22 protein-coding genes and 4 pseudogenes are annotated in these 26,285 nt (G+C 51.3%); 9 read left to right on the top strand and 17 right to left on the bottom strand.

Annotation, left to right across the window (positions count from 1 at the left end; all coding sequences use genetic code 11):
• Positions 1–110: 110 nt before the first annotated feature.
• The 8 genes and pseudogenes from BLS62_RS31035 to BLS62_RS11370 all read right to left on the bottom strand — a co-directional run bounded on the left by BLS62_RS31035 (position 111) and on the right by BLS62_RS11370 (position 9,224).
• On the bottom strand, positions 111–284 hold the full coding sequence (locus BLS62_RS31035; RefSeq protein WP_159436527.1) for a hypothetical protein: 174 nt from the start codon (positions 282–284) through the stop codon (positions 111–113).
• 321 nt (positions 285–605) lie between these two features.
• Positions 606–1,958 (bottom strand): annotated as a pseudogene (locus BLS62_RS11400) (IS3 family transposase).
• 478 nt (positions 1,959–2,436) lie between these two features.
• Complete coding sequence (locus BLS62_RS11395; protein ID WP_093180690.1) at positions 2,437–3,699, bottom strand: Gfo/Idh/MocA family protein; 1,263 nt, start codon at positions 3,697–3,699, stop codon at positions 2,437–2,439.
• Entirely contained in the window at positions 3,684–4,718 is a 1,035-nt protein-coding gene (locus BLS62_RS11390) for a LacI family DNA-binding transcriptional regulator (RefSeq protein WP_093180688.1), read from the bottom strand. Before BLS62_RS11390 ends, BLS62_RS11395 begins: the two co-directional genes overlap by 16 nt.
• Entirely contained in the window at positions 4,715–5,671 is a 957-nt protein-coding gene (locus BLS62_RS11385) for an ABC transporter permease (protein ID WP_093188784.1), read from the bottom strand. Before BLS62_RS11385 ends, BLS62_RS11390 begins: the two co-directional genes overlap by 4 nt.
• A 16-nt stretch (positions 5,672–5,687) precedes the next feature.
• Positions 5,688–6,578 carry an ABC transporter permease gene (locus tag BLS62_RS11380; RefSeq protein WP_244283637.1) on the bottom strand — a complete coding sequence of 297 codons (891 nt, stop codon included), beginning with the start codon at positions 6,576–6,578 and terminating at the stop codon, positions 5,688–5,690.
• 89 nt (positions 6,579–6,667) lie between these two features.
• Positions 6,668–8,179 (bottom strand): sugar ABC transporter ATP-binding protein, encoded by a 1,512-nt coding sequence (locus BLS62_RS11375; RefSeq protein WP_093180684.1) that lies wholly within the window; start codon positions 8,177–8,179, stop codon positions 6,668–6,670.
• Positions 8,180–8,240: 61 nt separating this feature from the next.
• Positions 8,241–9,224: an ABC transporter substrate-binding protein gene (locus BLS62_RS11370; RefSeq protein ID WP_244283636.1), complete on the bottom strand. Its 984-nt coding sequence runs from the start codon at positions 9,222–9,224 to the stop codon at positions 8,241–8,243.
• 503 nt (positions 9,225–9,727) lie between these two features.
• On the opposite strand from BLS62_RS11370, the pseudogene BLS62_RS32170 reads away from it, so the two are divergent.
• The 5 genes and pseudogenes from BLS62_RS32170 to BLS62_RS30755 all read left to right on the top strand — a co-directional run.
• Positions 9,728–10,470, top strand: a pseudogene (locus tag BLS62_RS32170) (transposase); the annotation flags it as partial.
• A 41-nt stretch (positions 10,471–10,511) separates the two neighbouring features.
• Positions 10,512–10,745 carry a hypothetical protein gene (locus BLS62_RS11355; RefSeq protein ID WP_093180676.1) on the top strand — a complete coding sequence of 78 codons (234 nt, stop codon included), beginning with the start codon at positions 10,512–10,514 and terminating at the stop codon, positions 10,743–10,745.
• A 476-nt stretch (positions 10,746–11,221) separates the two neighbouring features.
• The gene (locus BLS62_RS30760) at positions 11,222–11,743 is read left to right on the top strand and encodes a hypothetical protein (RefSeq protein WP_143521546.1); all 522 of its coding nucleotides are present in this window, start codon (positions 11,222–11,224) and stop codon (positions 11,741–11,743) included.
• A 210-nt stretch (positions 11,744–11,953) separates the two neighbouring features.
• Positions 11,954–12,511: a hypothetical protein gene (locus BLS62_RS11340; RefSeq protein WP_093180670.1), complete on the top strand. Its 558-nt coding sequence runs from the start codon at positions 11,954–11,956 to the stop codon at positions 12,509–12,511.
• The gene (locus tag BLS62_RS30755) at positions 12,495–12,701 is read left to right on the top strand and encodes a hypothetical protein (protein WP_143521545.1); all 207 of its coding nucleotides are present in this window, start codon (positions 12,495–12,497) and stop codon (positions 12,699–12,701) included. The genes BLS62_RS11340 and BLS62_RS30755 overlap by 17 nt, the downstream gene beginning before the upstream one ends.
• A gap of 71 nt (positions 12,702–12,772) precedes the next feature.
• Here BLS62_RS30755 and BLS62_RS11335 read toward each other — a convergent pair whose 3' ends face one another.
• Positions 12,773–13,129, bottom strand: coding sequence for a hypothetical protein (locus tag BLS62_RS11335; RefSeq protein ID WP_093180668.1), 357 nt, complete (start codon positions 13,127–13,129; stop codon positions 12,773–12,775).
• Positions 13,130–13,196: 67 nt separating this feature from the next.
• Between BLS62_RS11335 and istA the strand changes: the two genes are divergently transcribed.
• The 3 genes from istA (at position 13,197) to BLS62_RS11320 (ending at position 16,249) form a co-directional block, all read left to right on the top strand.
• A complete protein-coding gene (gene istA, locus BLS62_RS11330; protein ID WP_093176930.1) occupies positions 13,197–14,450 on the top strand; it encodes an IS21 family transposase in 1,254 nt (417 codons plus the stop codon).
• Complete coding sequence (istB, locus tag BLS62_RS11325; protein ID WP_093175407.1) at positions 14,447–15,274, top strand: IS21-like element helper ATPase IstB; 828 nt, start codon at positions 14,447–14,449, stop codon at positions 15,272–15,274. The genes istA and istB overlap by 4 nt, the downstream gene beginning before the upstream one ends.
• A 117-nt stretch (positions 15,275–15,391) precedes the next feature.
• Positions 15,392–16,249, top strand: a complete 858-nt coding sequence (locus tag BLS62_RS11320; RefSeq protein ID WP_159436526.1) for a tyrosine-type recombinase/integrase — start codon at positions 15,392–15,394, stop codon at positions 16,247–16,249.
• 322 nt (positions 16,250–16,571) lie between these two features.
• On the opposite strand, the gene speB is transcribed toward BLS62_RS11320, so the two are convergent.
• From speB to speA, 4 genes are read right to left on the bottom strand one after another with little or no spacing between them, the layout of a single operon-like run.
• Positions 16,572–17,432: an agmatinase gene (speB, locus tag BLS62_RS11315; protein WP_093180663.1), complete on the bottom strand. Its 861-nt coding sequence runs from the start codon at positions 17,430–17,432 to the stop codon at positions 16,572–16,574.
• 10 nt (positions 17,433–17,442) lie between these two features.
• Complete coding sequence (nspC, locus tag BLS62_RS11310) at positions 17,443–18,651, bottom strand: carboxynorspermidine decarboxylase (protein ID WP_208990816.1); 1,209 nt, start codon at positions 18,649–18,651, stop codon at positions 17,443–17,445.
• Positions 18,623–19,834 (bottom strand): saccharopine dehydrogenase family protein, encoded by a 1,212-nt coding sequence (locus BLS62_RS11305; protein ID WP_093180659.1) that lies wholly within the window; start codon positions 19,832–19,834, stop codon positions 18,623–18,625. Before BLS62_RS11305 ends, nspC begins: the two co-directional genes overlap by 29 nt.
• Positions 19,835–19,855: 21 nt before the next feature.
• Positions 19,856–21,745 carry a biosynthetic arginine decarboxylase gene (gene speA / locus BLS62_RS11300; RefSeq protein WP_093188781.1) on the bottom strand — a complete coding sequence of 630 codons (1,890 nt, stop codon included), beginning with the start codon at positions 21,743–21,745 and terminating at the stop codon, positions 19,856–19,858.
• A gap of 339 nt (positions 21,746–22,084) precedes the next feature.
• Between speA and BLS62_RS32165 the strand changes: the two genes are divergently transcribed.
• The gene (locus BLS62_RS32165) at positions 22,085–22,501 is read left to right on the top strand and encodes a helix-turn-helix domain-containing protein (RefSeq protein ID WP_093180657.1); all 417 of its coding nucleotides are present in this window, start codon (positions 22,085–22,087) and stop codon (positions 22,499–22,501) included.
• A 267-nt stretch (positions 22,502–22,768) separates the two neighbouring features.
• Here the strand turns inward: BLS62_RS32165 and BLS62_RS32160 are convergent.
• The 4 genes and pseudogenes from BLS62_RS32160 to BLS62_RS11265 all read right to left on the bottom strand — a co-directional run.
• Positions 22,769–22,993: pseudogene (locus tag BLS62_RS32160) on the bottom strand (recombinase family protein); the annotation flags it as partial.
• A 232-nt stretch (positions 22,994–23,225) separates the two neighbouring features.
• Complete coding sequence (locus tag BLS62_RS32565) at positions 23,226–23,525, bottom strand: Tn3 family transposase (protein WP_093180655.1); 300 nt, start codon at positions 23,523–23,525, stop codon at positions 23,226–23,228.
• Positions 23,526–23,698: 173 nt separating this feature from the next.
• Positions 23,699–24,541 carry a Tn3 family transposase gene (locus BLS62_RS32560; protein ID WP_159436525.1) on the bottom strand — a complete coding sequence of 281 codons (843 nt, stop codon included), beginning with the start codon at positions 24,539–24,541 and terminating at the stop codon, positions 23,699–23,701.
• A gap of 354 nt (positions 24,542–24,895) precedes the next feature.
• Positions 24,896–26,220, bottom strand: a pseudogene (locus BLS62_RS11265) (IS3 family transposase).
• Positions 26,221–26,285: the final 65 nt, after the last annotated feature.

The following is a 26,285-nucleotide window of genomic DNA, read 5'->3' as shown; positions in this document are numbered from 1 at the left end:
GGCTTATCTAAGCGAACGCCATAGCTCGCCCATTGCCTTGCCCCCACCAATGGATTGGAAGGCTGCTTATCACTCGCATGGCTCATACAGTGAGCAACGAACAAGCCACACTATGGTGTCTCATCCGCCCCATACCCAATGCCCAGTTTCTTTGCCCAGTCAATGATGCTTGGATTGTGAAATGCCCCCTCAGGAAGCTTGCCCCAATCACCATCAAGCCCCTCCGGATCAAAGCCCGACTCCTGCAACATTTCTTGAGATTCTAAGTCTGGTACCCATCCCATAATCACCTCACAAAAAAGGCTCCACGCAGGGAGCCAAGTTTCATCACAGATCAGAAGTTGAATTTACAAGCGTCAATTACACTTAGAAAAAGTGCGGGATATTACTCTTCGACCACAATAACATCATGAGAAATGTTAGCGGTTTGAACAGGGTTATTGCCGGTGAACTTATAGGTCTCGACCCTAAAGCCTTGTTCAGTTTTATTCCCGACCCTTGAAAAGGTTTGCCCACTTTGGACTGTTGCACTGTGCGTCGGCAGAGTTTTTGGGTCCAGGAGCTGGAAAAACTAAGCGAGAGTTTTGCTCATCTGGTTGGTTTGATTATGCGACGTGTTGCCTGTGATGCAAGCGGCGCATTTCGAGCGTTTTTCGTTTGATCCCTTCCCTTTGTTTTAGAATAGCTTTGTCGCGCCCGAAGTAGACGTCGGCGGGTGTAACATTGTTGATGCTCTCGTGGTATCGCTGATGGTTGTAATGATCGACGAAGGCTTCAATTTGCGCTTCAAGATCACCGGGTAGGAAATAGTTTTCCAACAGAATCCGGTTCTTCAGAGTTTGATGCCACCTTTCGATCTTTCCTTGGGTTTGGGGGTGATAGGGTGCGCCGCGCGTGTGCTTCATACCTTTACCCTGTAACCATTCTGCCAGATCACCAGAGACGTAGCTGGAGCCATTATCGCTTAGTAACCGGGGTTTGTGGGCAACGTGAACCTAGTCGCAACCTGATGCCTGCAACGCCAGATCCAATGTGTCGGTCACATCTTCAGCCCTCATGTTGGTGCAGAGCTTCCACGCAATGATATAGCGGCTGTAGTCGTCCAGGATCGTGCTGAGATAATACCACCCCCAACTGAGAACCTTGAGATAGGTGAAGTCCGTTTGCCAGAGCTGATTGATGGCTGTCGTTTTGTCTTTGAACTCACTCGCTGCCTTGATGACGATGAAGGCGGGGCTGGTGATCAGGTCGTGTGCCTTCAATACGCGGTAGACAGAAGCCTCTGATACAAAATACTTTTCCCGATCAGTGAACGTAACCGCCAATTCCCGAGGCGATAGCTCCGTCTCTTTCAAAGCCAGCTTGACGATCTTGCGCCTTACCTCGTCAGGGATGCGGTTCCAGACGTGTTTTGGCTTGGGGGGATCGATCCTCCAGCCCAGCTTCACCACGCTGCAGATACCGGTCATACCAGCGGTAAAATGTGGTTCGGGGAATGCCCAGCTTGGCCAGTGTTTGCCGCGCTGACAAATGGGAACTCTCAACTAGCTGGATAATTTCAAGCTTTTCTGATGCGGCATACCTCATTCTGGGTCGTCCCCATCCCCGATCATGCTTTTTTTGAGCAACCGGAGTTCAAGCGTTTGCTCAGCAACGACCTCCTTCAGATCACGGGTTTGGCGGCGCAGATCCTTGACCTCATTGGGTCTGGCAGCACGCGCTGTGTCCCCGGACAACCGGCGTTTACCTGCTTCCATGAAGTCCTTCGACCATTTGTAATAGATACCTTGGGAGAGACCCTCACGACGGCACAGCTCAGCAATGCTGTCTTCACCGCGCAGCCCATCCAGCACGATCCTGATCTTCTCTTCGGATGAATAGTGTTTGCGGGTGGCGCGTTTAATATCCTTGATGATCTTCTCACCAGGATTATTGCGTGTTCCTGTTGTCTGTCTCATGTCCCACTCCTCAGTGGTTACAATGAGCCAAAAACACTCTCTTATCAAATACGGCTATTTGGACCCATAGGTGCTGATGTCAGACAGCGCGACAAAGCTATTCTAAAACAAAAGGAAGGGATCAAACGAAAGACACTCGAAATGCGCCGCTTGCATCACAGGCAACACGTCGCATAATCAAACCAACCAGATGAGCAAAACTCTCGCTTAGTTTTTCCAGCTCCTGGACCCAAAAACTCTGCCGACGCACACTCAAACAACTTGGCAATGCCTGTCTGATGTACCGTTTGTTCCGATGGATTTCTTAAAGAATTGTCGGCCCGATTTACTATCACGCTGTGTTAAAGAGCATGAAATTTAAGGTTGCGGCAAACTTGTCTACCGCCTGCTATAGATATACCACTGGCCCTTTACTTTTACATAAGTTTAATCCAAGCAAAGGAAGCTGGATACCTCCTACTCCCTTCGCTCAGGCGGATTATGCGTTCACACGGGCAACCGGTGGTACATAGTTCGTCAGGTCCTCGATAGGGAACTTGACGGTCGCGCCAATCTCGGCAGAGCGGTAAAGGCCCATGAGGATTTCGACAACAGCCAACCCATCCTCAAATGTCTCAAGGGGTGTTTCTCCTTTGCGGAAGCATTCAACCATGTGGCGGTTTTCGTCCGTATAGCCGTAAACGCCCGGCTCATCTTCCAATACCGGCATCAAGCCTTGTTCCGCGTTTTGTTTTTCAACCAGATCGTGGCCCTCCGATCCACTAACCTCGCGGGACATGAAGATTTTCAAACCAGTATTAAGGGAATTAAATTCCATGGAATATTCAGGACCAAGGAGCTCAAGTTGAATACGCAGGCCTGCACCCACATAGGCCCATGAGGTGGTTGCTTCAATTACAACCTCGTTGCCGTCCTGATCTTCCAGAAGAACCGTCCCACGGGCAAAATCTTCAGATGGGCGCTCGTGGTAATTTGCACTCGGTCCATATTGCTCAATCAGCTTATCTGCATAGTGCTTACGAACCCACTTCAGGTTTGCCGTGCTGCCGTTGACTTCTTTTACGCGGAGGGATTTACGGTCAGCGCCCGGCTCAGTCAGCAGGTGGCGGGCAACTTCCACCGAATGGCACATCATATCGGAGAGCACACCGCCGCCCTGCTTATCTCCCTGCCAGAACCAGGGGCTGTGCGGCCCGGAATGCTCTTCCGCTGCACGGGCGAGGTAGGGGCGACCTGTGGTGGATGCGGCACGGCGCCAGATAATTTCCTTGCCGCGTAGGACGGGCGTACAAAAAACCTGATTTTCAAGATAGCCGTGGTTGAGGCTGGCCTCTTCTGCCAAGCGAACCATCTCGCGCGCTTCGCCAATAGTGCGAGCAAGCGGTTTTTCGCAGGCGATGGAAAAGACCTTGGAGCGCCCCTCCAGGATCTCTTTATGAATGACTTTCATCACCTCAAGGCGGGTATGGTTCGGCGTCAAAAGCCAGACGGCATCCACATCATCTGCCCCCAACAGATCCTCAAGCGTTGAATAGGCTGTACAATCACCAAGGCCAAGTTCCGTAACCAGACTGGAAAAGCGACGACATCTTTCCGGGTCAAGACCAAAGACGGCGGTCACATCTACATTGCGAACGTTGATCATAGATTTCAGATGGAACTCGGCAATAAAGCCACTTCCGATAAAGCCCACACGAAGACGCTTTTTTTTTGCAGCGAAGTCATTTAGTTCTCTCCCGATTGTTTTTTGTCTGCTGGCACGGCTGTTGATTTCCGTAGATATAATTCTGTTGGCAGAACAATAGGTTCTGCCTGTGGTTTCTCTCCCGACATGGTAGAAAGTAGGAGCTGGAAGGCTTCCTGCCCCACTTTGGTGCGGGGCTGGCTGATTGTGGTGAGAGGAGGGTCGGAAACCTCACACCAGAAGAGGTTATCGAACCCTATAAGGGAGATATCCTGTGGGATGCGGTAACCCAGTTCTTTAAAGACTTGAAAAGAGCCAACCGCCATTTCATCGTTGGCAAAAAATATTGCAGTCGGCGGGTTCTTTAGCTTCATCAAGCGGCGGCAGGGTTCTTGTGCCGAATGCAGCTCAAACGTTCCCCTTTCCTCATAGCCCGGGAAAATGGGTAGTCCGGCTTTCACCATTGCGCCGCGGTAGCCCTCAAGTCGTCGGTCACTCATCCACTCTTGCCGAGGTCCCCCCACATGCGCGATGCGGGTGTGTCCCAGTTTTATCAGATGTCCAACAGCATCCTTAGCCGCTTGTACGTTGTCTACCAGCACATGAGGCAGAGTGTGTCCTTCAACCGCTTCCAGAGCGACAACCACTGGCATCTTGGCAAACAACGGATCATTCACGACGTCTTCAGGGATGCGCCCTGTCATCAACAACATGCCGTCGGCCCGTCCATCCTTGAGCATTTCGAAGTAGCATGTAACAAGCGAACTGTCGTTCTCGCAGTTGCACATCATGACACTGTAACCAGCTGATCTTGCTGCTGTTTCAACACCTACCATAACGTCGAGGTAAAAGGGGTTCTTGATGTCTTTAACTACTAGAAGTACAACACCAGTTTTCTTGGTGCGCAACGAACGGGCTATAGCATTGGCGCGGTAATTCAGCTTTTTTGCAGCCTGCTTTACGCGCTCCTGGGTTTGAAAAGTGACTCTTTTATCGCCTGCCAATCCCCTCGACACTGTTGCCGTCGAAATACCAAGACACTCTGCTATATCTTTGAGAGTAGCTGGTTTTGTCATGCGCGAAGCCCTTTGCCGCGACCATAGAACACCATCAGCACGAGGAGAGTGCCGCCAAAGATTATCTGGCGACCAAATTCGTCGATATTTATTGTCGTGAGGATGCTTTGCAAAATAACGAGCAATATGGCACCAAGCATTGTGCCTGTATACTCGCCCTTGCCGCCTGCAAGCGATGTTCCGCCAAAGACCACGGCGATGATTGAGGTAAGCATGTACTGATCGCCAACGTTGGCGAATGAGGCACCCGAGTAACCAAGCAGGCAAATACCAGCAATTGCAGCAAAGATGCCAGCGCATGTGTAAACGGCGATACGAACCACCTTTACCGGAATGCCAGCCATATAGGAGGCATGCTCGTTGGACCCAATAGCGTAGATACGTTGACCAAAAACGGTATTTTTGAGCAGCCACGACATAAAGAGACCAACAGCAAGCCAGAGCCAGAGTATTCCGGGCAGACCAAACAGAAATGGCTTGGATACGAAGTTGGCGAGCATAGGGGCAGCAACGCCGGAAGGAACACCTTGACGGATCAGCACCAGAAGCCCCTGAATAACACCCAGCATACCAAGGGTCATGACCAAAGGCGGTATGCGCAGCAGTGTCACGCCTACGCCGTTGAGCAGACCGAAAAAGGCACCAGTCGCGATGGTAGCGACAATAGCCAGCGGAATGTTGGCATTGGCACCATCCATTAGATTCCCCGCGACGATCACGGTAAGCGACACGATTGCGCCAATAGAAAGGTCGATCCCTTCACGTCCCCCCAGAATAACAAGGTTCTGTCCGGCAGATACAATTCCTAAAAGGGAAGCTACAATCAGCAGCCGAATGATCTGCTCTATCGAGGTAAACCCAGGGGAAAGTAACTCGCCAAGGGCAAGCAGAACAAGGATTAAGGCGAATGCCACTGCCAGCGGTTGTTTTAGAAAAATCAGCGTAGATTGGATTGTCACACCGAACATCTTAACTCCTCCGACTGATTAGAATGCCGATCATCAAAGCGGCGAGAATGGCAAGGCCCTGCACGAGATTTTGCCAGGATGCTGGAGTGCCAGCGAAATAAACGAGACTGCCGATAAGGCCGATGGTCAGTGCCCCAAAAAGGGACCCGAGCATTGTGCCGAAACCACCTGAAAGCATGGAGCCGCCAAGCACCACCGCAGCGACGGAGGAAAGCGTCATAGCCGCGCCAACAAGCGGGTCACCACTTGCAGTGTCGCCAGTTAGGCAGAAGGCAGCAAAGCTGGCAAAAATTCCGCATAACACATAACCGCCGATGCGGGTCGCCGTTACCGGTAGACCTGATTGGAAGGTCGCCTGCTTATCGTCACCCACGGCCAGAAGCCGCAGAACAATCTGCGTTCTGGATACGAGGAAGATGAGTAGGCAGAGCATGGCAACCACGTAAAAAACAAACGGAATACCGAGGATTGAACCGAAATAGGTCTGCCAGAAAATCATCGGCGCAGGCATTCCTGCAACCGGCAGGACATAAAGGGCTATGCCTGTAAAGAAAATGGAGGTCGCGAAAGTTGCCACAATCGCCTGCAATCGGAGGCCAGCAATCAATACACCATTAAAAAGGCCGCAGACTGCGCCGACCAGTACTCCAACTCCCATGATAGCAAGGGACGAAGCACCATCGCCACCCATCTGGTTCATTAAAGTAATGATGACCACGTTAACCAGCGACAAGATTGTGCCAGCAGAAAGGTCAATGTCTCCTGCATAGACAACAAAAGTCTGCCCAACAGCAAGGAACATCAGCGCCAAATATGTACTGAATAGGCCGGAAATACCATTGAAGGACACGCTGTTGGCGTTGAACATCCCATTGAGTGCAAACAACAGCATCAGGATAATGAGCGCCGGCAGAAACGGATATGAAGCACACGCCTGCTTGAAACGGACAAGAGGCGCAAAGCGTTGAGAGGTCTGGGTGATCATGAGGCTACCTCATAAGCTGCATCATAGAGGTTAAAGCGGGTTCGGCCCTCGCCAGCAAGCTCACGGGATATAGAGCCTCCGTTGAAGACTAGAATTCGGTCCGAGTTATTCAAGAGCTCCGCATCTTCGGAGGAGTAAAGTATAATAGCTAGGCCATCAGCAGCCAGTTCGCGGATCAATGCGAACAGATCAGATTTGGCAGAAAGGTCGATACCTTTGGTCGGGTCGTCCAGCAGTAGGATGTCAGGTTGGTCAATGAGCCATCGGGCAATAACCACCTTTTGTTGGTTGCCGCCGGAAAGTGAGTTAATCGAATTTAGTATCGATTCATACTTCGTAGTCAGTTTCGCCAGAGCAGTCTTTGCCCTGGGCGAAAGGCGTGATCGTGATGACAACACCAAGCTTTGCCGGAATGCGTGAACTGGCACTGTGTTTTCAAGTATGCTGCGTCCCTGAATAACACCATCGCGAACACGGTCTCCGGAAACGTAGGCACAGCCAGCGGCGATACCAGCGCGGGGAGTTTGGCCTGTATAAGGGCAGCCTTTCAACTCCACTCCACCTTCTGTAATGGCGTTGGCGCCAAAGAGCGCTCTTAGGACTGAGGATTGTCCTTGGCCATGTAAGCCACCAAACCCCACAATCTCATGGGCCTTCAGGCTAAAGCTAACATCTTTGAACCCCTTACCACTCAGGCCGGAAACTTTCAGCAGCGTTTCGCCGCTCGGTATCTGCGCCTTCGGCTGGTCTGTCTGTTGCTCCGAAGTAAGGTTAACCTGCTCGCCAACCATCAGTTCAACGATGGCTTTTGGGGTTGTCTCTCCCTTCAGACGCGTTCCAACAATTGCTCCATCGCGAATTATTGTAAGACGATCACTGACCTCAAAAATTTCGTCCATTCGGTGCGAGATCATTATCATCGCACGACCTTTTGCTTTCAGATCTCGCAGAATGTCGAAAAAGCATTTCACCTGTGACCGGTCCAGCGCGGAGGTCGGTTCGTCAAAAATGAGAACATCAGCCTCAGTTGCAAGCGCCTTCAGTATCTCAACAAGTTGTTTCTGGTCCGCACGCAGGTCGCCAACAACAGCGTCTGCTTCAAAACCTTCTCCTGCTACATCGCGGACAAGCTTTATGTAGTGCTCTGCCTTTTCCTTAAGTTTGCCTTGGTCAATAATCACGCCATACTTGAGGGGAAGCTGTGATATGAAAATATTTTCCGCTACACTGCGGTTAATTGCCAGACTAAGCTCTTGATAAAATATACCAATTCCAAGCGTGCGCGCATCCTGCGGACCGGTAATAGTAACAGGTTTTCCGTTCAGTGAAACAGTGCCACTATCGGGTTTCACGCTGCCAGCAACTATCTTGCACAGTGTGCTTTTGCCGGAACCGTTCGTTCCCATGAGAGCATGAACCTCCCCTGCCTCTAGGGCAAAATATCCATTTTTGAACGCACATGTTGGGCCGTAAGACTTGCTTACGTTCTTCAAGACTAGTTTTTGCATGAGATTCCGGCGACCTGTTAAGAGGATGTGGAATCGGTAACTCCACATCCTCTTGTAGCTATTACTTAAAGAGGGAAGCTGCCTCTTCAATGGATAGAGCGCTGGTGTAAGAATAGTAACCAGGCTTTCCTTCCAGCTCTACGTGAACTTTCGCAACATTGCTTTCATCAATAAGCGAAATTGGCAGATATATAGCATTGCCGTATTTTCCGTCGTGAGCAGGCTCTTTTAATTCTTTACCCTGCAACAGATTTACTGCCACATTAAGCGCGCTTGCCATAACTCCCGGAGGGTTCACAGCGGCTGCGGAGGTGTATTTATTCTCAACCCAAAGGTCGAGGAAGTCCTTACGGATTTCGCCGGTGGCGGCGATATCTTCAATACGACCCGCATCTGCAATCGAGCGCCAAGCGCCTGCAGCCATGCCATCCTGCACCCAGATGCCAGAGATATCAGGGTAGGTTGCAAGAATATTCTGTGTGACTTGCTGGCCCTGTGCCTGCTCCCAGTTGCCGTTAACTTCGTTCACGATCTTGAGATCAGGGTATTCGTCAAAAACAGCGCGGTAGCCTTCAACCCGCATTTCATTTGCAGGGTGGCCTGCAACGCCATTGATGGCGACTACAGAGCCTTTGCCGCCAAGGGTTTCGGCCAACCAACGAGCGGTTCCAGCTGCATAGGCGGTATGGTTGATGCCCACGTACATGGCATCTTGCGAAGAAACTTCAGCGTCAGTGGAGATAACCAGAATACCGCGTGCTTTTGCCTGCGCAAACACAGGATTGAAAGCCGTAGGGCTGTTCGGGTTAATAATGATGGCATCTACGCCTTCATTGATGAAGTTACGAATGTGGGCAACCTGGCCCGGAACATCAACGTTGGCGCTTTGTACAACAACTTCCACGTCGACGCCGTGATCAGCCCACTCTTTGGCCATTTCCTCGGCTTCGGCAATCATTTGAGTACGCCACTCACTACCAACCCAACCGTTGGAGAGGCCGATCTTATAATCGGCGGCTGACACAGAAAAAGCAGAGCCAACCATAGCGGCAGACGCCAGAAGCACAGCAATATATTTCGATCTCATCTCTTCCTCCCTGAAGAATGTAATCGATTGTATTAAATATATCAGAGGTTGTGTATTAGTAATATCACCAATACTAAAGGCGATATTGCCCACGCCCGAATGGCCAGCATACGAGGTCAGCTTTTCAGTTATCAATCGAGTAGCTGGACACCGCATCAGTTTAATTCTGAGCGCCGTGATAAGTTCCTTAGATGTATAGTCCCGGGAAGAGGCGCTGGACTGAACGATCCCGCATGCGGTGATCTTCACCATGACGCGGGCAGTTAGGTCCAAGCAGCACACAAATATCGAAGAAATCTTGAGGGATCAGGGGATCGATATGATCACCTCAAGCCTGTGGGAACGAAGCTTCTACTCCTCGCTTTTCGAAACAGCGTGTAAATCTCGATTGGCGGCTGTGACCTGCCCCCATAAACTCCTCCAGTTTGTAGTAGGATTCACCATGCAGATGAGGTGAGGATATGAAGCGTTTGCGTTTTACGGAAGAACAGATCATTGGGATGATTAAAGAGCAGGAAAGCGGGGTTCCCACGGCAGAAGTTTGCCGAAAGCACGGGATCAGTACGACCTTGTTTTATAAATATAAGGCTAAGTGTGGCGGGTTGGACGTTTCAGATGCCCGTAAACTACGGGCTCTTGAAGATGAGAACTCCAAGTTGAAAAGGTTATTGGCAGAAGCAATGCTGGATAATGCCATGCTGCGCGACGTTAATGGAAAAAAGTGGTAGGGTCCGGCGGGGCACGCCAAGCAGTTGCTTTTCTTTGCAAAACCCATGACGTGAGTGAACGGCGGGCCTGTTCTGTTTTGAATGTTGATCGTTCTAGCGTGCGTTACAAACGCGTTCGCGCTGACGATGCTCCCTTGCGCGTGGCTATGAAGAAAGTCGCTTTTGAACGCCGCCGGTTTGGCTACCGTCGGGTCCATGTCATGCTCCAACGCGAGGGAATTACGATGAACTTGAAGAAGCTGCGTCGGTTATATCGCGAGGAAGGCCTACAGGTTCGCAAACGTGGTGGACGAAAACGAGCCCTCGGCACACGCCGGCCAATGACGGTTCCCAGCCGTGCTAATGAACGCTGGAGCCTTGATTTTGTAAGTGATGCCTTTACCGACGGCAGACGATTTGGAGTTCTAGCAATTATTGGTGATTTTAGTCGTGAATGCCTCGCCCTTGTCCCGGATACATCTTTGTCTGGAGCTAGGCCATGAGCTGATTGCTCCGTGCCTAGGTCGTTTGGGGTGTGATGCTCGCGGACATCCCTAACTTCATTCATACGTCTGACCAGAAGCATGCTCTGGTGATGGAACTTGATCTGGGTATCATAACTACGGGACGGAAGAGGCTGTTTGCAGTGCCTGATCTTGGAGGGTTGCTCAAGTGGAATACCGTTTTCACGACGCCCTATGATCAGATGCGAGTTCTGCCGAATAAACTGGTGGTCGCCGATTCCCGCTCAGTGCCCGCCATGTGTGGGTGAAACCCTGCACAGATTTCCGGTGGAATATAAGCTTGTTTCAACCTGAGGGAGAGTTGTTTCGTTGAACTCGGAACGCAGACACAACGGAGTTGGGTTCAAATTGGCCTGTAGATGCTACCTACCCGTCAAACATGGTTCCGCTTTGTAGATCATCAACCTAGGGGACATAAGGCTTTTTGATGTGGCGGAGTAAACCCCTCCCTAAACCCATAGTATAAAATAGAATAATAGAATTAGGGACGTAGGCATTTGACTGAAGGAATGAAGCCTCATCAAACCACCCGCACAGAGGACAGCTCTTGAAGAGGTGCGCCTGTAGAACATGAGCCAAACTCTCGCTTAGTTTTCGCAGCTCCTGGACCCAAAAACTCTGCAGACGCACAGAAAGTGTATCCATTGATGCCAAAGCACATTGCATCCAAGACTGCTCCCACTCGCTTATCAGGTCAAGCTCTCCAAAATTGAGACAATGATCAGTGAATTGGAAGAGCTGGACCCGCGCAATATGGGCGTACCCACGATCATCAAACTGCAAACACCGCAATCTGTGCAAGGCGATCCCGCATTTTAAGATAGGCGACAAAGTTTATTGCCGGCACATCCGCACCACGGGTGAAATTACCGGAATTGCCATCCATGCAGATCAGGGGCCTCAGGCACGGTTGCTTTCCGTTTACAACGGCCACCTCTCGCAAAACTGGGTGAGCATGAGAGATCTGGAACATCCATTATCAAACAAAGCAACGCACATTCAGTCGATGAGCCAGCAAACGACGCATTCTCAATACTCCTATTGCAGCAATCAGCTCCCAAACCTGTCGCTTAACTCCCCTCGGAGCGACAGATATCAGGCGCGGGCAGCCTCCCTCCTCACTGCCCACGCCCATTTTTCCGAAAACATTGAAGAAGAGCATGAACACACCGCACCTCACCCTGATTTCTCACCGTACCGGCCCGTTACTGAAGGCGGGTCAGATGCCTGTTGTGCATCTGGCTGAACATCAAGCTCACAAACTGTTGGATATTATCGCCCCAGCTTTGGCGCTATCGCCCTTAAGCGAGAGGATCTGAAAGCGGTTCTGATTTCCTAACCAGAAGATGGCGCGGCGATCACCAAGCAAATCCGTGATTTGCGCGAGCTGTACAAGCAAGGTTGGGCAGATTGCCAGCAAACACTGAACAAACTTAGTCGCGGTTAAGGAGGCTCCATGAATACGATTTTGCCGTTGCCCGATGGCAGCACACTGGATGGCGCCAGCACCGCACAAGATATCAATTGGCGCTCCGTTGGCTTACTGCTGTCCCGCGAGCTGGTGTTGCCCAACATCACCAATCAACCAGTCATACTGGCCCAGTTCAACTTACTGGTGGCAGGGTTTATGCCAGAGCCCGCCCGCAGCCGCGCCATGGTGTTTCGCTTACGCCGCACGTTGCACCGTCAGCTCACCATGAATGAGAACACGCGTGGCTGGCTGGAGCTTTCCAGCACCCGCCCTGCCGATCATATGCCCGTGGTGGACCGTGTTTGCACCGTCATTCATGAGGCAGCCGGTTATCTCTTCAGCCACAAGCAACAGGCTAATCTGGTGACGCAGCACCGCAAGCTGGTGCAAGGGGCAGAAGCTACGTTGATCAACCACCTGAGCGGACGCACTGTTGCCGGCTCCACCGTGCAACGGCTCTCAAGCCTCAAGGCACAAAGCCCAGACAAAGCCGCCACAGACTGGGCGGAAGAGATGGAATTTTTGTATGCCAGCGGGAGGTGATCATGTCAGGTGCGAGCGGACCCCTGCCCGTGGTCTATCAACGCATTGCAGCCGAAGCGACACTGTGCACACTCCAGAACGCATGAACGGAAAATTACAAGTCAGCCACAAGGAGGCTGCCAAAATCTTTCAGGTGGATGCAGAGGCACTTTCAGGTGAAGGCGATCTTGGACATATTGAATTCACCTAGCGCGGCAAACGGCGGGTTTACAGCCTGCCATTTCTCTACAAGTATCTCATCACACCGAGGTTCACTCCATGTCAGTCTACCGGCCTAAGGACAAAAGCGGGCACTACAAAAACCCCGAATGGCACTACGATTTCCAGTGGAAAGGTCGTAGGTTTTGCGGCAACACGGGCGCGACCACCAAAAGGCAAGCGAAGAAAGTAGAAAAACAACTGCGCGAGGATGTGAAGGCTCCGCGCGACACAACCAGCATTGATGGTGCCTTTGATTTGTTCTGGGAGGAAGTGGGAAACCACTACTCTGATAGCGCCACCTTCAGCTGGCGAATGCAGTTTCTGCAGGACAATTGTCAGTGCTGGATGTATTCTCCCCAAAAGCGCTGGTTGAAAATTCCCCACTTTTTCAGCTTTGACTTTTGTTTGAAGGGGCATGCCCCTTCAAACAAAAGTTGGCCAAACTCTCCTCTACGTTCCTGTTGGAAAGAAGGGGTGTGGAGGAGTGGTCAATCTAGGGAAGATCGTAATGATCCATAATTTGAAGCAGCAGGGACTGTCTGTAAGTGCCATAGCGCGCAAAGCCGGGCTGGATAGAAAGACGGTCAGCAAATACTTACACCAAGGCCTTGAAGCTCCTGTCTACGGCCCCCGCCAGCGTGACGGGCGTGTACTGGAGGAATACAAAGGCTATTTACTTGAGCGACTGGAGCGGTTTCCCGGTCTATCTGCCCGGCGCTTGCTTCGTGAGCTGAAGACACTGGGGTTTAAGGGCGGTTACTCCACTGTAACGGAATATCTTCGCCTGATCCGTCCAGCTCCTCCGCATGCATTTGAACGGCGCTTTGAGACAGCACCAGGCCAGCAGGCACAGGTAGATTTTGCTGAGTTTCAGGTGGAGTTCACCAGTGAACCAGATGTGGTGCGAAAAGTCTTTTTGTTTTCAATGGTGCTGAGTAATTCACGGTTTTTGTGGGGGCGCTATTGTGCCAATCAAAAACTAGAGACAGTCCTGCGTTGTCATATCGCGGCCTTTGAGGTCTTCGGCGGAGCGACACTGGAAGTCCTGTATGATCGCATGAAGACAGCCGTTCTGGGAGAGGAGCCAGATGGCACTGTTCTTTTTAATCCTGCTCTTGTCGCTCTTCTGGACCATTATGGCGCTCAGCCGGATGCCTGCCAGCCCTACCGGGCCAAAACCAAGGGCAAGGTGGAGCGGCCATTTCGTTACATCCGGCAGGATTTCTTCCTTGGTCGTACGTTCCGCGATCTGGACGATCTTAATGCCCAGTTCACACGCTGGTGCAAGGAAATTGCCAATGCCCGTGTTCATGCCACCACCAACCGTGTGGTGGGCGAGGTCTTTGGAGAGGAACAGCCCGCTCTGATCCCTTTGCCAGCGCACCCTTATGATGCTGTTTTACTGGTGGAGCGGCGGGTCACGCGTGATGGCATGGTCTCCGTTGGAGGTAATCTTTATTCAGTGCCGGACACCGTTAAGAAACGGATGGTCGAAGTCCAGCATCACCCGCAAGAGGTGCGCATCTATGAAAACGGTCAGCTCATCGCCACCCATCCGGTCATGGAGGGAAAGAACCAGCGCCGGGTTGATCCATGCCATCGCAAGGCTCCTCCACGGGCAACACAGCGCCGTCGTCTGGCTGCGGAGCCAACCAAACACAGCGGTGTAAACCAACGCCCACTGGAGTTCTATGAAGCGGTAGGCCAACGACTTGCCAGTACTGGAGGTAAGCCATGAGTTCGCTCAGTAAACGCATTCAGTCTTCACTGGTAGGCTTAAAAATGCCGCGGGCTTTAGAGGTGCTCGACCACACGCTGAGCCAATTGGAACAAGGGGAACTCACGGCACTGGAGGCCCTGGATTCTCTGCTCAATGAAGAATATTCAACACGCGAGGGCCGCCGTATCGGCGTCGCCCTGACGACAGCGCGGCTTACTCCGATAAAAACACTGGAAAGCTTCGACTTTACCTTCCAGCCCTCGCTGGACAGGGATCGCATCATGGCTCTAGCCGAACTGGAGTTCATCACTCGCAATGAAGTGGTACACTTTCTCGGTCCACCTGGTACAGGAAAGAGCCATCTGGCAACTGCTCTTGGGGTTGCAGCCGTTAAAGCGGGTAAACGGGTGTATCGCATTGCTTTAGCTCACCTCATCGAAGCCTTGGCAAAAGCTGAAAAAGAAGGGCGGTTGACTGAGAAACTACGCTTCTTTGCACGAACTTCACTGCTAATCGTCGATGAAATCGGTTATCTGCCAATTACCAATGGGGGAGCAAACTTGTTCTTCCAGCTCGTCAATGCCAAATATGAAAAGGGATCCATGATCCTCACCTCAAACCGTGGCTTTGCGGAATGGGGTGAGATCTTTGGTGATCGCGTTATTGCCACAGCCCTTCTCGATCGGCTTTTGCATCATGCCGTCGTCATCCAGATCGAAGGTGCTAGTTATCGGTTGCGCAGCCATGCGGACCTCATGCCAGAGCACGTACGGGCTAACGCTTCAATAGCTCCACCTCCACCACCAAAACGACGCGGCAGGCCACCCAAAAAGGAGAGTTAGACCCACAGACAAGGCTGGTCACCAAATACTCAAACTGAGGACTTTCCGTCCAGCACATGTGGGGAAATTTGACTCAGCATTGACAACAATCTCACGGAGGTTCTAGGAGCAGACCAGTTGCCACCCAATCTAAGGGAAATCCGTACGCGACATCTAGCGACCTACATCACCCTGCGCCGGCTTCAACCCAACAACCGCAACAAATTCCCCGCTCCTGCAACCATCAACCAAGAAACGCAGCTGCTGCGCACTATCCTGCGCCGCGCTCTGCAAGTGTGGGAACTGGACCTGCGCCTGCCCAATTTCAAAGCTGTCAAACTGGAAGAACCAGACCAGCATATCGTGGAGTTGAGCCAGGATGATCAGAAAAAACTGAAGGAGCATTTGCGAGAAGACTTCCATGATACGCTCGATTTCTTGATCCTTGCAGGGCCACGCGCCTCCAATGTGCTGCGCGGCAAAGGCATCATGTTCCGACCGGAGCATGTAAACCTAGAACAGATACTGCTGACCTTCTTTGTGAAATCCCAAAAACCCGGAGGTCGGAAAGTCGTCTTACCCATTACCTCGGCCATGGCACCCATACTTGTGCGTAATCTCGGCAATCATAAAGAAGCTGTTTTCACGTATATCGCCAAAAGCACGCGCAATGGCAGAAACCGAGGCAAACGCTACCCGCTCAGTTATTCAGCCTTTAAGACTGCATACAAAGCCGCAGCCAACAAAATCGGCAAACCAGAGCTGCGTGTGCATGACCTGCGCCATACAGCTGCAACCCGCACACTACGCGCCACCGGCAACATTATGGTGGCTAAAGAACTGCTCGGCCACACCCGCTCAACGACTACCGAAAAATACGCCCACCGGATGCGCGAGGATTTCCGGAACGCACTGGAACAGGCTCATATTTCCCGGAAAAATCCCGGAGAACCCGAGGCGCGCCTACCTAAACTAAGGAAAAAACGAAGGAAATAGATCTATATTGCTCGATCTTGAAAACCGGCGAGCGTGTAAGCGTTCAGTGAGTTCAAAACCCACCCATCCGCCATTTAACTATCTGATAATTAAGATAAAACAACCGCCATTCCGGCGGGTTTTTGTTGTCAAAATGAGAACAAAACGCGGTCAATTTTGGTGAGAACACTCATATTTCACTGATTAATGCGAGAAATCCCTTACTGCTTTTGTTTTCGTCCTGTTCTTGATCGGAAACGGTGCAGTCAGTTTCTCGCTTGGAAACAAAAAAGAGCCGCAACCAAATGGGTACGGCTCCCTCATGCGGTTCTGGTAACTTATTTTAGCTTTGTGATGCGGCGGCGGCGGCCATTAGGCGGTAGGTGATCTGTGCAGTGGTGAAATCCCATGCTGCATTGCCATCTGGAGCTAGTTCCACCACATCAAGGCCGACACATTTGCGGCCCTTTAGTGCGTGTTCAACCAGATGAAGCGCTTGATAGTAGCCAAGACCACCTGGAACCGGTGTTCCTGTTGCAGGCATCTGGGATGGGTCAAGGCCGTCTACGTCAAAAGAGATGTAAACGTGTTCAGGGAAGTTTTCTGGCAGATCAACTGCATGGAGGCCTTTGGTGACCAACTCCTCCGCATCAACAAAGAAGACGCCGTGTTCTTCACGACTGTCCATTTCCTGCTGGCACAGAGCGCGAACGCCAAATTGAGCAAGCCGAACGCCGCTATCTGCAAGCAGGTTCATAACCGATGCGTGGGAGTGTTTTTCACCTTGGTAGGCGATGCGTAAATCTGCATGTGCATCAATTTGTATTATGCCGATGCGTTTTCCCAATGCGCGGGCTACGCCGGATACTGCACCATAGGACAATGAATGTTCACCGCCCAATGTTACAGGGATTTTACCTGCCTTCACAGCCGCTTCTGTGCGCTTTGCCAAACGTTCCATTACATCTGGCAAAGGCCCATCGCAATCAACGGGGGCTTCTGTAAAGATACCGGAGGCGCACGGTTCGCCGCCGTTGCAGCCACGTTCCAGCTCATTGCTGGCTTCAATGATAGCCTCGGGGCCTTTTGCCGTGCCAGAGCCATAGGAGACTGTGCGTTCCAGCGGCATTGGAATGATCGTGAACAGTGCGGTAGCTTCTGTGCGCTCGGTTTCACTCAGTTCACTCTCAAGAAATACAGACATGTCGTCTCCTTTAAGAAAGACGGTTCAGGAAGTCATCATAGGAGAACTCGCGAATGATTTTGAGTTCATCACTTTCAGAATTCCAAAGAGCAATGGTTGGCAAGGCAACACCGTTGAAGGTGTTGGTTTTCACCATGGAATAATGGGCTTGATCGAGGAATGCGAAGCGGTCACCAATCTGGAATGGCTTTGCGCGGGCGTAATCACCAATCACATCGCCAGCCAGACAGGATGGCCCACCAAGGCGATAGGTGTAGCCTTCATTAACTTCATCCAGCATAGTTGGGCGATACGGGGCCTCGATCACATCCGGCATGTGGCAGGTTGCTGACAGGTCGACAATAGCGAGATCCATGCCGTTTTTAGTCAGGTCAAGCACTTCACCAATCAGAATACCAGCATCCAATGCAACAGCTTCACCCGGCTCCAGATAAACCTCAAGCCCCGTGGTTTCGCGAATGTCTTTGATAAAGGCAATCAGCGCTTCACGGTCATAATCATCGCGGGTGATATGATGCCCACCACCGAAGTTGATCCATTTCAGTTGAGCGAAATAGGGAGCAAGTTTATCTTTTACCGCATTCCAGGTGCGTTCCAGCGGCTCAAAACCTTGCTCACATAACGTATGCATATGCAGGCCATCGACGCCGTTTAGAACATCAGCCGTCAGCTTGGAGACGGGAAAGCCCAGCCTTGAGCATGGCGCACACGGGTCGTATTTCTCCACCTCACCCTCGGAATGTTCCGGGTTGATGCGAAGGCCCACCTGTACGGGATGATCGGCAGCTCTCACGTTAGGCAGAAAGCGGTCTTTTTGAGCTGGCGAGTTGAAGATCATATGATCGGAATAGCCGATGATCTCATCAATCTCACTGGCCTTATAACCTGCGCAGAATGTTGCGACTTCACCACCGTATTTTTGGCGAGCAAGGCGCGCTTCATAAAGGCCAGATGCACAGGTGCCTCCCAGATACTCACGGACCACCGGGGCCAGTGAGAACATGGAAAAGGCCTTCAATGCGGCAAGGACGTGCGCACCGGAGCGATCTGCAACCTCTTTAATGACAGAGAGGTTACGGCGGACCGCAACCTCATCAACGACAAAACAAGGGCTGGGGACGCGGGAGAGATCAAAGGTTTTGAACGCTCCGGCATCACCGGCTTGTGTCTGCATCATATCTGCCATCAGCTTAGAACTGAACCGGACCGTCGAGCTCATGTACCTGCCAAGGCAGGCCTTGCTCGTTGAGCATATCCATGAACGCATCAGGGTCGAGCTGTTCAGTGTTCCAAACGCCTGGCTTGTTCCAGATACCTTTGAGCACCATAGCTGCGCCAATCATTGCTGGAACGCCAGTGGTGTAGGAGACCGCCTGAGACCCAACTTCTGCGTAACACTCTTCGTGATCACAGATGTTGTAGATGTAGTAGGTTTTCTCGCCGGAGCCGTCTTTGGCCTGACCTGTTGCAATGTCACCAATACAGGTTTTGCCTTTGGTCAGCTCGCCCAGATCGCTTGGGTCTGGCAGAACGGATTTAAGGAACTGCAACGGAATGATCTCTTTGCCTTCATGCATGACAGGCTCAATGGAGGTCATGCCGATACCTTCAAGCACACGAACGTGATTGATGTAGGCATCGCCGAAAGTCATCCAGAAGCGCGCACGTTCAATCTCGGTGAAGTGCGTTTTCATACTCTCCAGTTCCTCATGATACATGAGGTACATGTTTTTCTCGCCAACGCCCGGGAAGTCGAAAGCAACTTTGTGGGTCATGGCGGGGCTGACTACCCAGTCGCCGTTTTCCCAATGACGTGCATCAGCAGTCACTTCGCGGATGTTGATTTCCGGGTTGAAGTTGGTTGCAAAAGCCTTGCCGTTGTCGCCGCCATTACAGTCGAGAATATCGATCTGTCGGATGGTTTCCAGCTTATGTTTTTTCAGCCATGTCGCGAATATGGACGTTACGCCCGGATCGAAACCAGAACCCAGAATTGCTGTCAGGCCAGCTTTCGTGAATCGTTCCTGATAGGCCCACTGCCAGTGATATTCGAACTTGGCTTCGTCTTCCGGCTCATAGTTTGCGGTGTCCAGGTAGTTGATGCCAGCCTCAAGACAGGCGTCCATCAACTTCAGATCCTGATAAGGCAATGCCAGATTAATCAGAAGCTCTGCGCCGCTTTCCTTAATGAGTGCCACAACAGCTGCCACGTCCATAGCGTCTACTTCAGCGGTTTTAATGGTTACGCCGGTTTTCGCTTTGATGTTTGCTGCAATGTCATCACACTTGAATTTGCGACGCGATGCCAACGTGATTTCGGAGAAAATATCCGAATTCATCGCCATTTTATGAACTGCTGCTGACGATACGCCGCCAGCGCCAATGACCAGAGTTTTACCCATGCCTGTTTCCCCGGTTAGAGATTATTCGTAGTAGGTGTAGCCGTTGATGCTGTCGCGGTAAGCGGCCATCAACGTGCGTCGGTCAGCAACTTTGAGTGTGCCAGCAGATATGGCAGAATCTACCAGTGAACGGAATGCATCCACACAATCACGCGGATCATACTCCACATAAGACAGAACCTGCGAAATTGTATCGCCTTCCACTTCCTGAAGAAGATCGAAGCCGCCATCTGCACGCAGATCAATTGTTGCAACGTTGGTGTCACCAAACAGGTTGTGCAAGTCGCCGAGCGTTTCCTGATAGGCACCAACAAAGAAGACGCCCAGATAGTATGGCTTGTCGTCTTCAAGTGTATGTACTGGCAGAGATGGCGAAATGCCATCGGCCAAAATGAATTTGTCTACCTTGCCGTCACTATCACATGTGATGTCAGAAAGCACCGCACGACGATCGGGCACTTCATTCAAGCGTTGTAACGGCACAATCGGATGCAACTGATCAATCGCCCAAACATCTGGTAGGGATTGGAATAGGGAGAAGTTACAGTGGTAGATGTCCGCGATCTTGTTCAGCTGCTCATCAATCTCAGGCGCACTGCCTGCGGGTGGAGCTAACTCTTTGATTTTGGACATCAGATGCAGATAGATGCGCTCAGCACGGCCCATCTGACGCAGGTTAATATAACCGCGGCGGAAGAGTGCGCGTAATTCATTTCGGTAAAAGGTGGCATCGTTCAGACATTCCTGAAGACGATCAGCACTCAAATACCCATGCACAGCTGCCAGATCCTTGACCAGATGATGGTCTTCGTCTTCCGGATCAGGTGCCGTTGGTGCATCAAACAGAGTTGCTTCCAAGACGTTGAACAGCAACATGGAGGATGTGGCGACAACCGCGCGGCCACTTTCTGTGACCAGTGTTGGGTGTTTTAATTCGGCTTCATCCATTGCGTAAGCAACAGTTTCAACCACGTTTGCGCAGTATTCGTCTACTGAATAGTTGGTGGAGTTCTCGGTCGCCTTCTTTTCACCGGTGTAGTCGACACCAAGGCCGCCACCAAGATCTAAGTGGGTTAGCGGAGCGCCCTCACCGGTCAGCTCAACGAAGTACCGACATGCTTCACCAGCAGCGCGGCGAACATCGTTTACGTCTGGAACCTGACTACCGAGATGTGAATGCTGTAGCTTGAGGCAATGAAGAAGGTTAACTTCCTTCAGCTTATCGATCACCGTTACCAACTGATCGGTGTTCATGCCGAAGGTGGACCGGTCGCCAGAGCTTTCAGCCCACTGGCCGCCAATCTGATTGGTCAGCTTGACGCGTACGCCAAGCAACGGTTCTTCACCCAGCTCCTCAATAACCTCGATGACTGTTTCCAGTTCTTTCGGGCTTTCAAGAACGATGATGGTGTTAAAGCCAAGTTTGCGCGACAGGATCGCCAGGCGAATAAACTCTTCGTCCTTTACACCATTACAAACAATCAGGGCATCGGGTGGCAGCTTATGCGCGAGTGCGATGACCAATTCAGGTTTTGAACCAGCCTCAAGCCCGTAAGAATATGGACGACCAAATTCTACAATACGGTCAATAACCTGAGCCTGCTGATTGACTTTAATTGGGAATACGCCGCGATAGACGCCTTTATAGCCAACCCGTTTGATCGCATCTGCCATAGACCCATTGATATGCGCGATTTCGTTTTGAAGAAATGAGCTAACACGCAGCAGCAAAGGAGAATGGATACCCCGTTGTTCAAGATCATGAACAATCTCCGGGAGACTAACTTTTGGCGCCTCCGGTAATAAGGGATTACTTAAGCCAATATCTCCGTTCGGCAGAACGGACAAAAGATCCCTACCCCAGCGTCCCATGCCATAAATAGCATGAGCGGTACCATGATTATCAGTCAACCATTTATCCCTTTCCAAATCTAACTGGCACCATGTACTCATGGTCTGCCATTCTGACAAGTCTCTTCTTTGGGTTCAAATCACCTGTGGGGATAGAACAGGTGCATAAATCATTTCTCAACTGGAATTGTTTTTGCAACCAGAGCTTTTATGGAAAAGAATTTTTCAGTATTCCGCTGATAAAAGATGCACCTAGAATATTTATGGGAGTATAGTTCACCTATTAGTTGCGGATATCTGGTCTGCATATCTATTTCTCTCCAAGAGTGAGATAGATTAATTGTACTAATTGGATTACTAATCCAGCGGACCACTTTTTATAGCAGCTGTAGTGCGATCATGACTTGGCAAAAGCGACTTCAACAACTGCGAAAGCAGAATGACTTAAGTGTCAAAGATTTGGCGAGACGCGCCAACGTTGGATATGACAATCTTTACAAGATTGAAAAAGGTCTAATTGAAAATCCACGCGGGGATACTATTGAGAAACTGGCGCAAGCACTTGGCGTTAATGAACAGTTTCTACGGTTTGGGATTCATGGCGTTGCAGCTCAAGGCACATTGGAAAACTCCGATTTTTTTGCGGACTTAGAAGAAAGCACGCAAGAAGCAGATCTAGATCTGATTGACATGGCTTGGCGTCAGGCCTTGGGCGTGGAAGAGCAAATTTATGGCGAGGGCAATAAAGGCCCTATCAATTTTGTTTCGACGATGTTTGCGCGTATTTACCAGGAGATGTTGAAACGTGGCGAATAGGAGACATCGCACGGGTTGTTCGCTGGATAACGCTTGGAGCGAACAAATCATAAACATGTGCGTTTTGTGTAAGCCTTTGGCAAGTCTGTAAGCCATTGATCTACCGATGCCGAGTTGCTTGGCGGTCTGACCTGCAGTTAAACCATGCTCAATGAGCTTTTGTAGCACCAAGACAGTCTCTTGTTTGAGCGCAGGCCGTCCTGAGCTTTTACCTCGTTTTCTAGCTGCAGCGATGCCGTCTTTCGTACGCTCAGATATCAGTCGCCGTTCAAAATGCGCAATAGCTCCAAATACATGTAATGCGAGTTCACCAGCTGCGGATGTGGTGTTGGCCGTTTTAAGATCTTCTACAGTTTGTAGCAGTTCTTTGAGGCAGCTCCCAAGGCGGTCAAGACGTGTCACACAGAAGCTATCGCCGGGGTGAGCATGATCCAGCAACTGGGTTAGTCCGGGCCTTTCAAACTGCTTGCTGAAGATGATGTTCTCAAACACCTGTCGGCGCACCAAGCAGGCGATCTTTCTGCGCCGACAGGTCCTGGTCAGGGGACGCAGGGCTGAGCGGAACGGTGTCCCGTCATAAGGTCTATTTTATTTTTTCAAAACATCTATTCGGAAGTGGGGTCTCTGAGAGGTCTTAGCCTGCCTTGTGCAACACTTTCAGGCAAGGCGATTTCATACCTGCCTAGGAAGTTGATATACCGCCAGAGAATAGGAGACAAATACGCTATGTTAGCGGGGTCTGTAACGGAACTCCTGCGCGTTGAGGCGTGTCAGCGCTTCCTGCATGTAGACGGAATTCCAGCTTGAGCGAGTCGGCAAGGCGGATCAGATCTTCCCAGTTTTCGATGATGAGCTTTGTATTGATGGTACCCTCAGTAATACCATTGAACGGGCCGTAGTCGGCAGCTTTTTCAACCCGCCAAAGACGCGCTCCGCCTGTGTCTGCCAGACGAGGGCAAAACTGGTACCCCAGAAGCCCAAACAGACCAAAAATGGAATCCGAGTAGGCAGCTGTATCAGTCATGATCCGGATGGATCGAGTTCGGTTCGCAGCTCCAGCAGAAGGGAAAGAATAGAGAGACTGTCGCGCAGTTTACCGGGCACAACCCGGAATATTGGTCGAACAGCATATTGTACCATGTGATGCCGCGACCACACCCAAAATACTTAGAATTGCGACCTGCGTGGATGGCACTTTTAGGAGCCAGAAAACGCAAGCCACCGGCGGAAACTGTTTGTCCATATCCCCAATATGCCACAATTGGCAGTTGTCTGTGTGCAGATACGATCATGGCATTGGCGCCGTTGAGTGTTTCTGTGCGCATAGAGTTCGGTTTGAATCAGGACAGTCGGCTTTGCCGCAAGGCTGGATGCTCCTTTCGCACGAGTGGTTCCAAGCGATATTGCACAAGTTTGTGCGACCAGAACGGCGCAGAGGCTGGTCTCGAAATTCTCAATCTGGGCAGGCTTGCCGCTGATATGGGTAAACGCTTGGGCAAAGCCCGTGCAGTGCATCACTTCAAGAAGAATATCTGGAATGCCGCCTTTTGGCATCAGGTTGTGGACCTGCTTGCGCGCTGCGATCAAGCTGTCTTGCTCATCCATTCGATCAAATGCGGCAATCCCAATCCTGCGTTTGCCTCCGATGTCCTCGGATTTCAAATCTGGGTTTTGGTCAACACGCGCAACCACACGGGCATATGTCGCATCCAGCAATTCAGTCAGGCGCTTGACCTCACTCGGTCCATCAAGCGTGCGGTTCAAACTACGACACACAATGCCTTTGGTATTTTGCCATTTCCGCCGTTCCAGCACCCCAATGCGCAAATCTGCATACCTGATCTCTGGAACCGCTAAAACGTCCCGGCGCTTTATGGCTTTATGCCAAGCATCAATGGTCGCAAGGACATAGGCGCTGGGGTCGGCGATCTGCCCGTTGCTATCCAGCACGTATGGCTGCCAGGACTTGGAGACCACAGAGGTTGGCGCTGCTTTCATGGTGGCCTTGGACCAGTCAGACTGACCGCGCAACCAGCGCATAGCATCAGCGAATGGTTGCGCGCCCGTCGCCAACGCGCACGAAGTTCAGTATATGGTTTGGAAGCAGCTGGCTGGATCAGGTTATCGACTGCTGCCATAGCATTCTCGATCCTGTCTTTGGACCAGTGAGAAAAAACGGTAGCCTGCCATGCCTCAAAGGCCATACCGTTCTGGGATCGACTTAACATGCCGTTCGCAGGTCCTTGAATAAAAGTACCCGCCAAGTCCAACACCCTCTTCGATACTCAGTTGAGCACGCAAATAAGACAGTACTGCGACGTGTGCGTCGGCAGAGTTTTTGGGTCCAGGAGCTGGAAAAACTAAGCGAGAGTTTAGCTCATCTGGTTGGTTTGATTATGCGACGTGTTGCCTGTGATGCAAGCGGCGCATTTCGAGTGTCTTTCGTTTGATCCCTTCCCTTTGTTTTAGAATAGCTTTGTCGCGCCCGAAGTAGACGTCGGCGGCCGTGAGGTTGCTTAAACTCTCATGGTTGTAGTGAGTGATGAAGACTTCGATCTGGTCTTCAAGGTCACCCGGCAGGGCGTCGTTTTCCAGCAGAATCCGGTTCTTCAGAGTTTGGTGCCAACGCTCGATCTTTCCCTGGGTTTGGGGGTGATAGGGTGCGCCGCGCGTGTGCTTCATACCTTTACCCTGTAACCATTCTGCCAGATCACCAGAGACGTAGCTGGAGCCATTATCGCTTAGTAACCGGGGTTTGTGGGCAACGTGAACCTGGTCGCAACCTGATGCCTGCAACGCCAGATCCAATGTGTCGGTCACATCTTCAGCCCTCATGTTGGTGCAGAGCTTCCACGCAATGATATAGCGGCTGTAGTCGTCCAGGATTGTGCTGAGATAATACCACCCCCAGCCGAGCACCTTGAGATAGGTGAAGTCCGTCTGCCAGAGCTGATTGATAGCTGTCGTTTTGTCTTTGAACTCATTCGCGGCCTTGATGACGATGAAGGCGGGGCTGGTGATTAGGTCGTGTGCCTTCAATACGCGGTAGACAGAAGCCTCTGATACAAAATACTTTTCCCGATCAGTGAACGTAACCGCCAATTCCCGAGGCGATAGCTCCGTCTCTTTCAAAGCCAGCTTGACGATCTTGCGCCTTACCTCGTCAGGGATGCGGTTCCAGACGTGCTTGGGTTTGGGAGATTGATCATTCAGTCCAGCCTCTCCGCGCTGTAGATAACGCTCATACCAGCGATAGAACGTGGTGCGGGGAATACCGAGCTTGGTCAGTGTTTAGCGAGCTGACAGGTGGCCTTCGTCAACCAACCTGATGATTTCCAGCTTCTCAGATGCGACATATCTCATTCTGGGTCGCCCCCACCCTCGAACATGCTTTTTTTGAGCAAGCGGAGTTCCAGCGTTTGTTCAGCCACCACTTCCTTCAAATCGCGAGCTTCCCGGCGGAGGTCTTTAGCCTCTTCAGTATTTGCCGCACGCGCCGTGTCACCAGCCAGACGTCGCTTGCCTGCTTCCATGAAGTCTTTCGACCACTTCTAATAGATGCCTTGGGAGAGACCTTCCCTACGGCACAGTTCAGCAATGCTGTCTTCACCGCGCAGCCCATCCAGCACGATCCTGATCTTCTCTTCTGATGAATAATGTTTGCGGGTGGCGCGTTTGTTATCTTTGGCGATCTTGTACGTTCCTGTTGTCTGTCTCATGTCCCACTCCTCAGTGGTTACGATGAGCCAAAAACACTCTCTTATCAAATACTGCTATTTGGACC

The organism is Pseudovibrio sp. Tun.PSC04-5.I4 (assembly GCF_900104145.1).
Taxonomy (GTDB): domain Bacteria; phylum Pseudomonadota; class Alphaproteobacteria; order Rhizobiales; family Stappiaceae; genus Pseudovibrio.
Note: the sequence above shows the minus strand (reverse complement) of the source record. Positions and strands in the feature narration are given on the sequence as shown.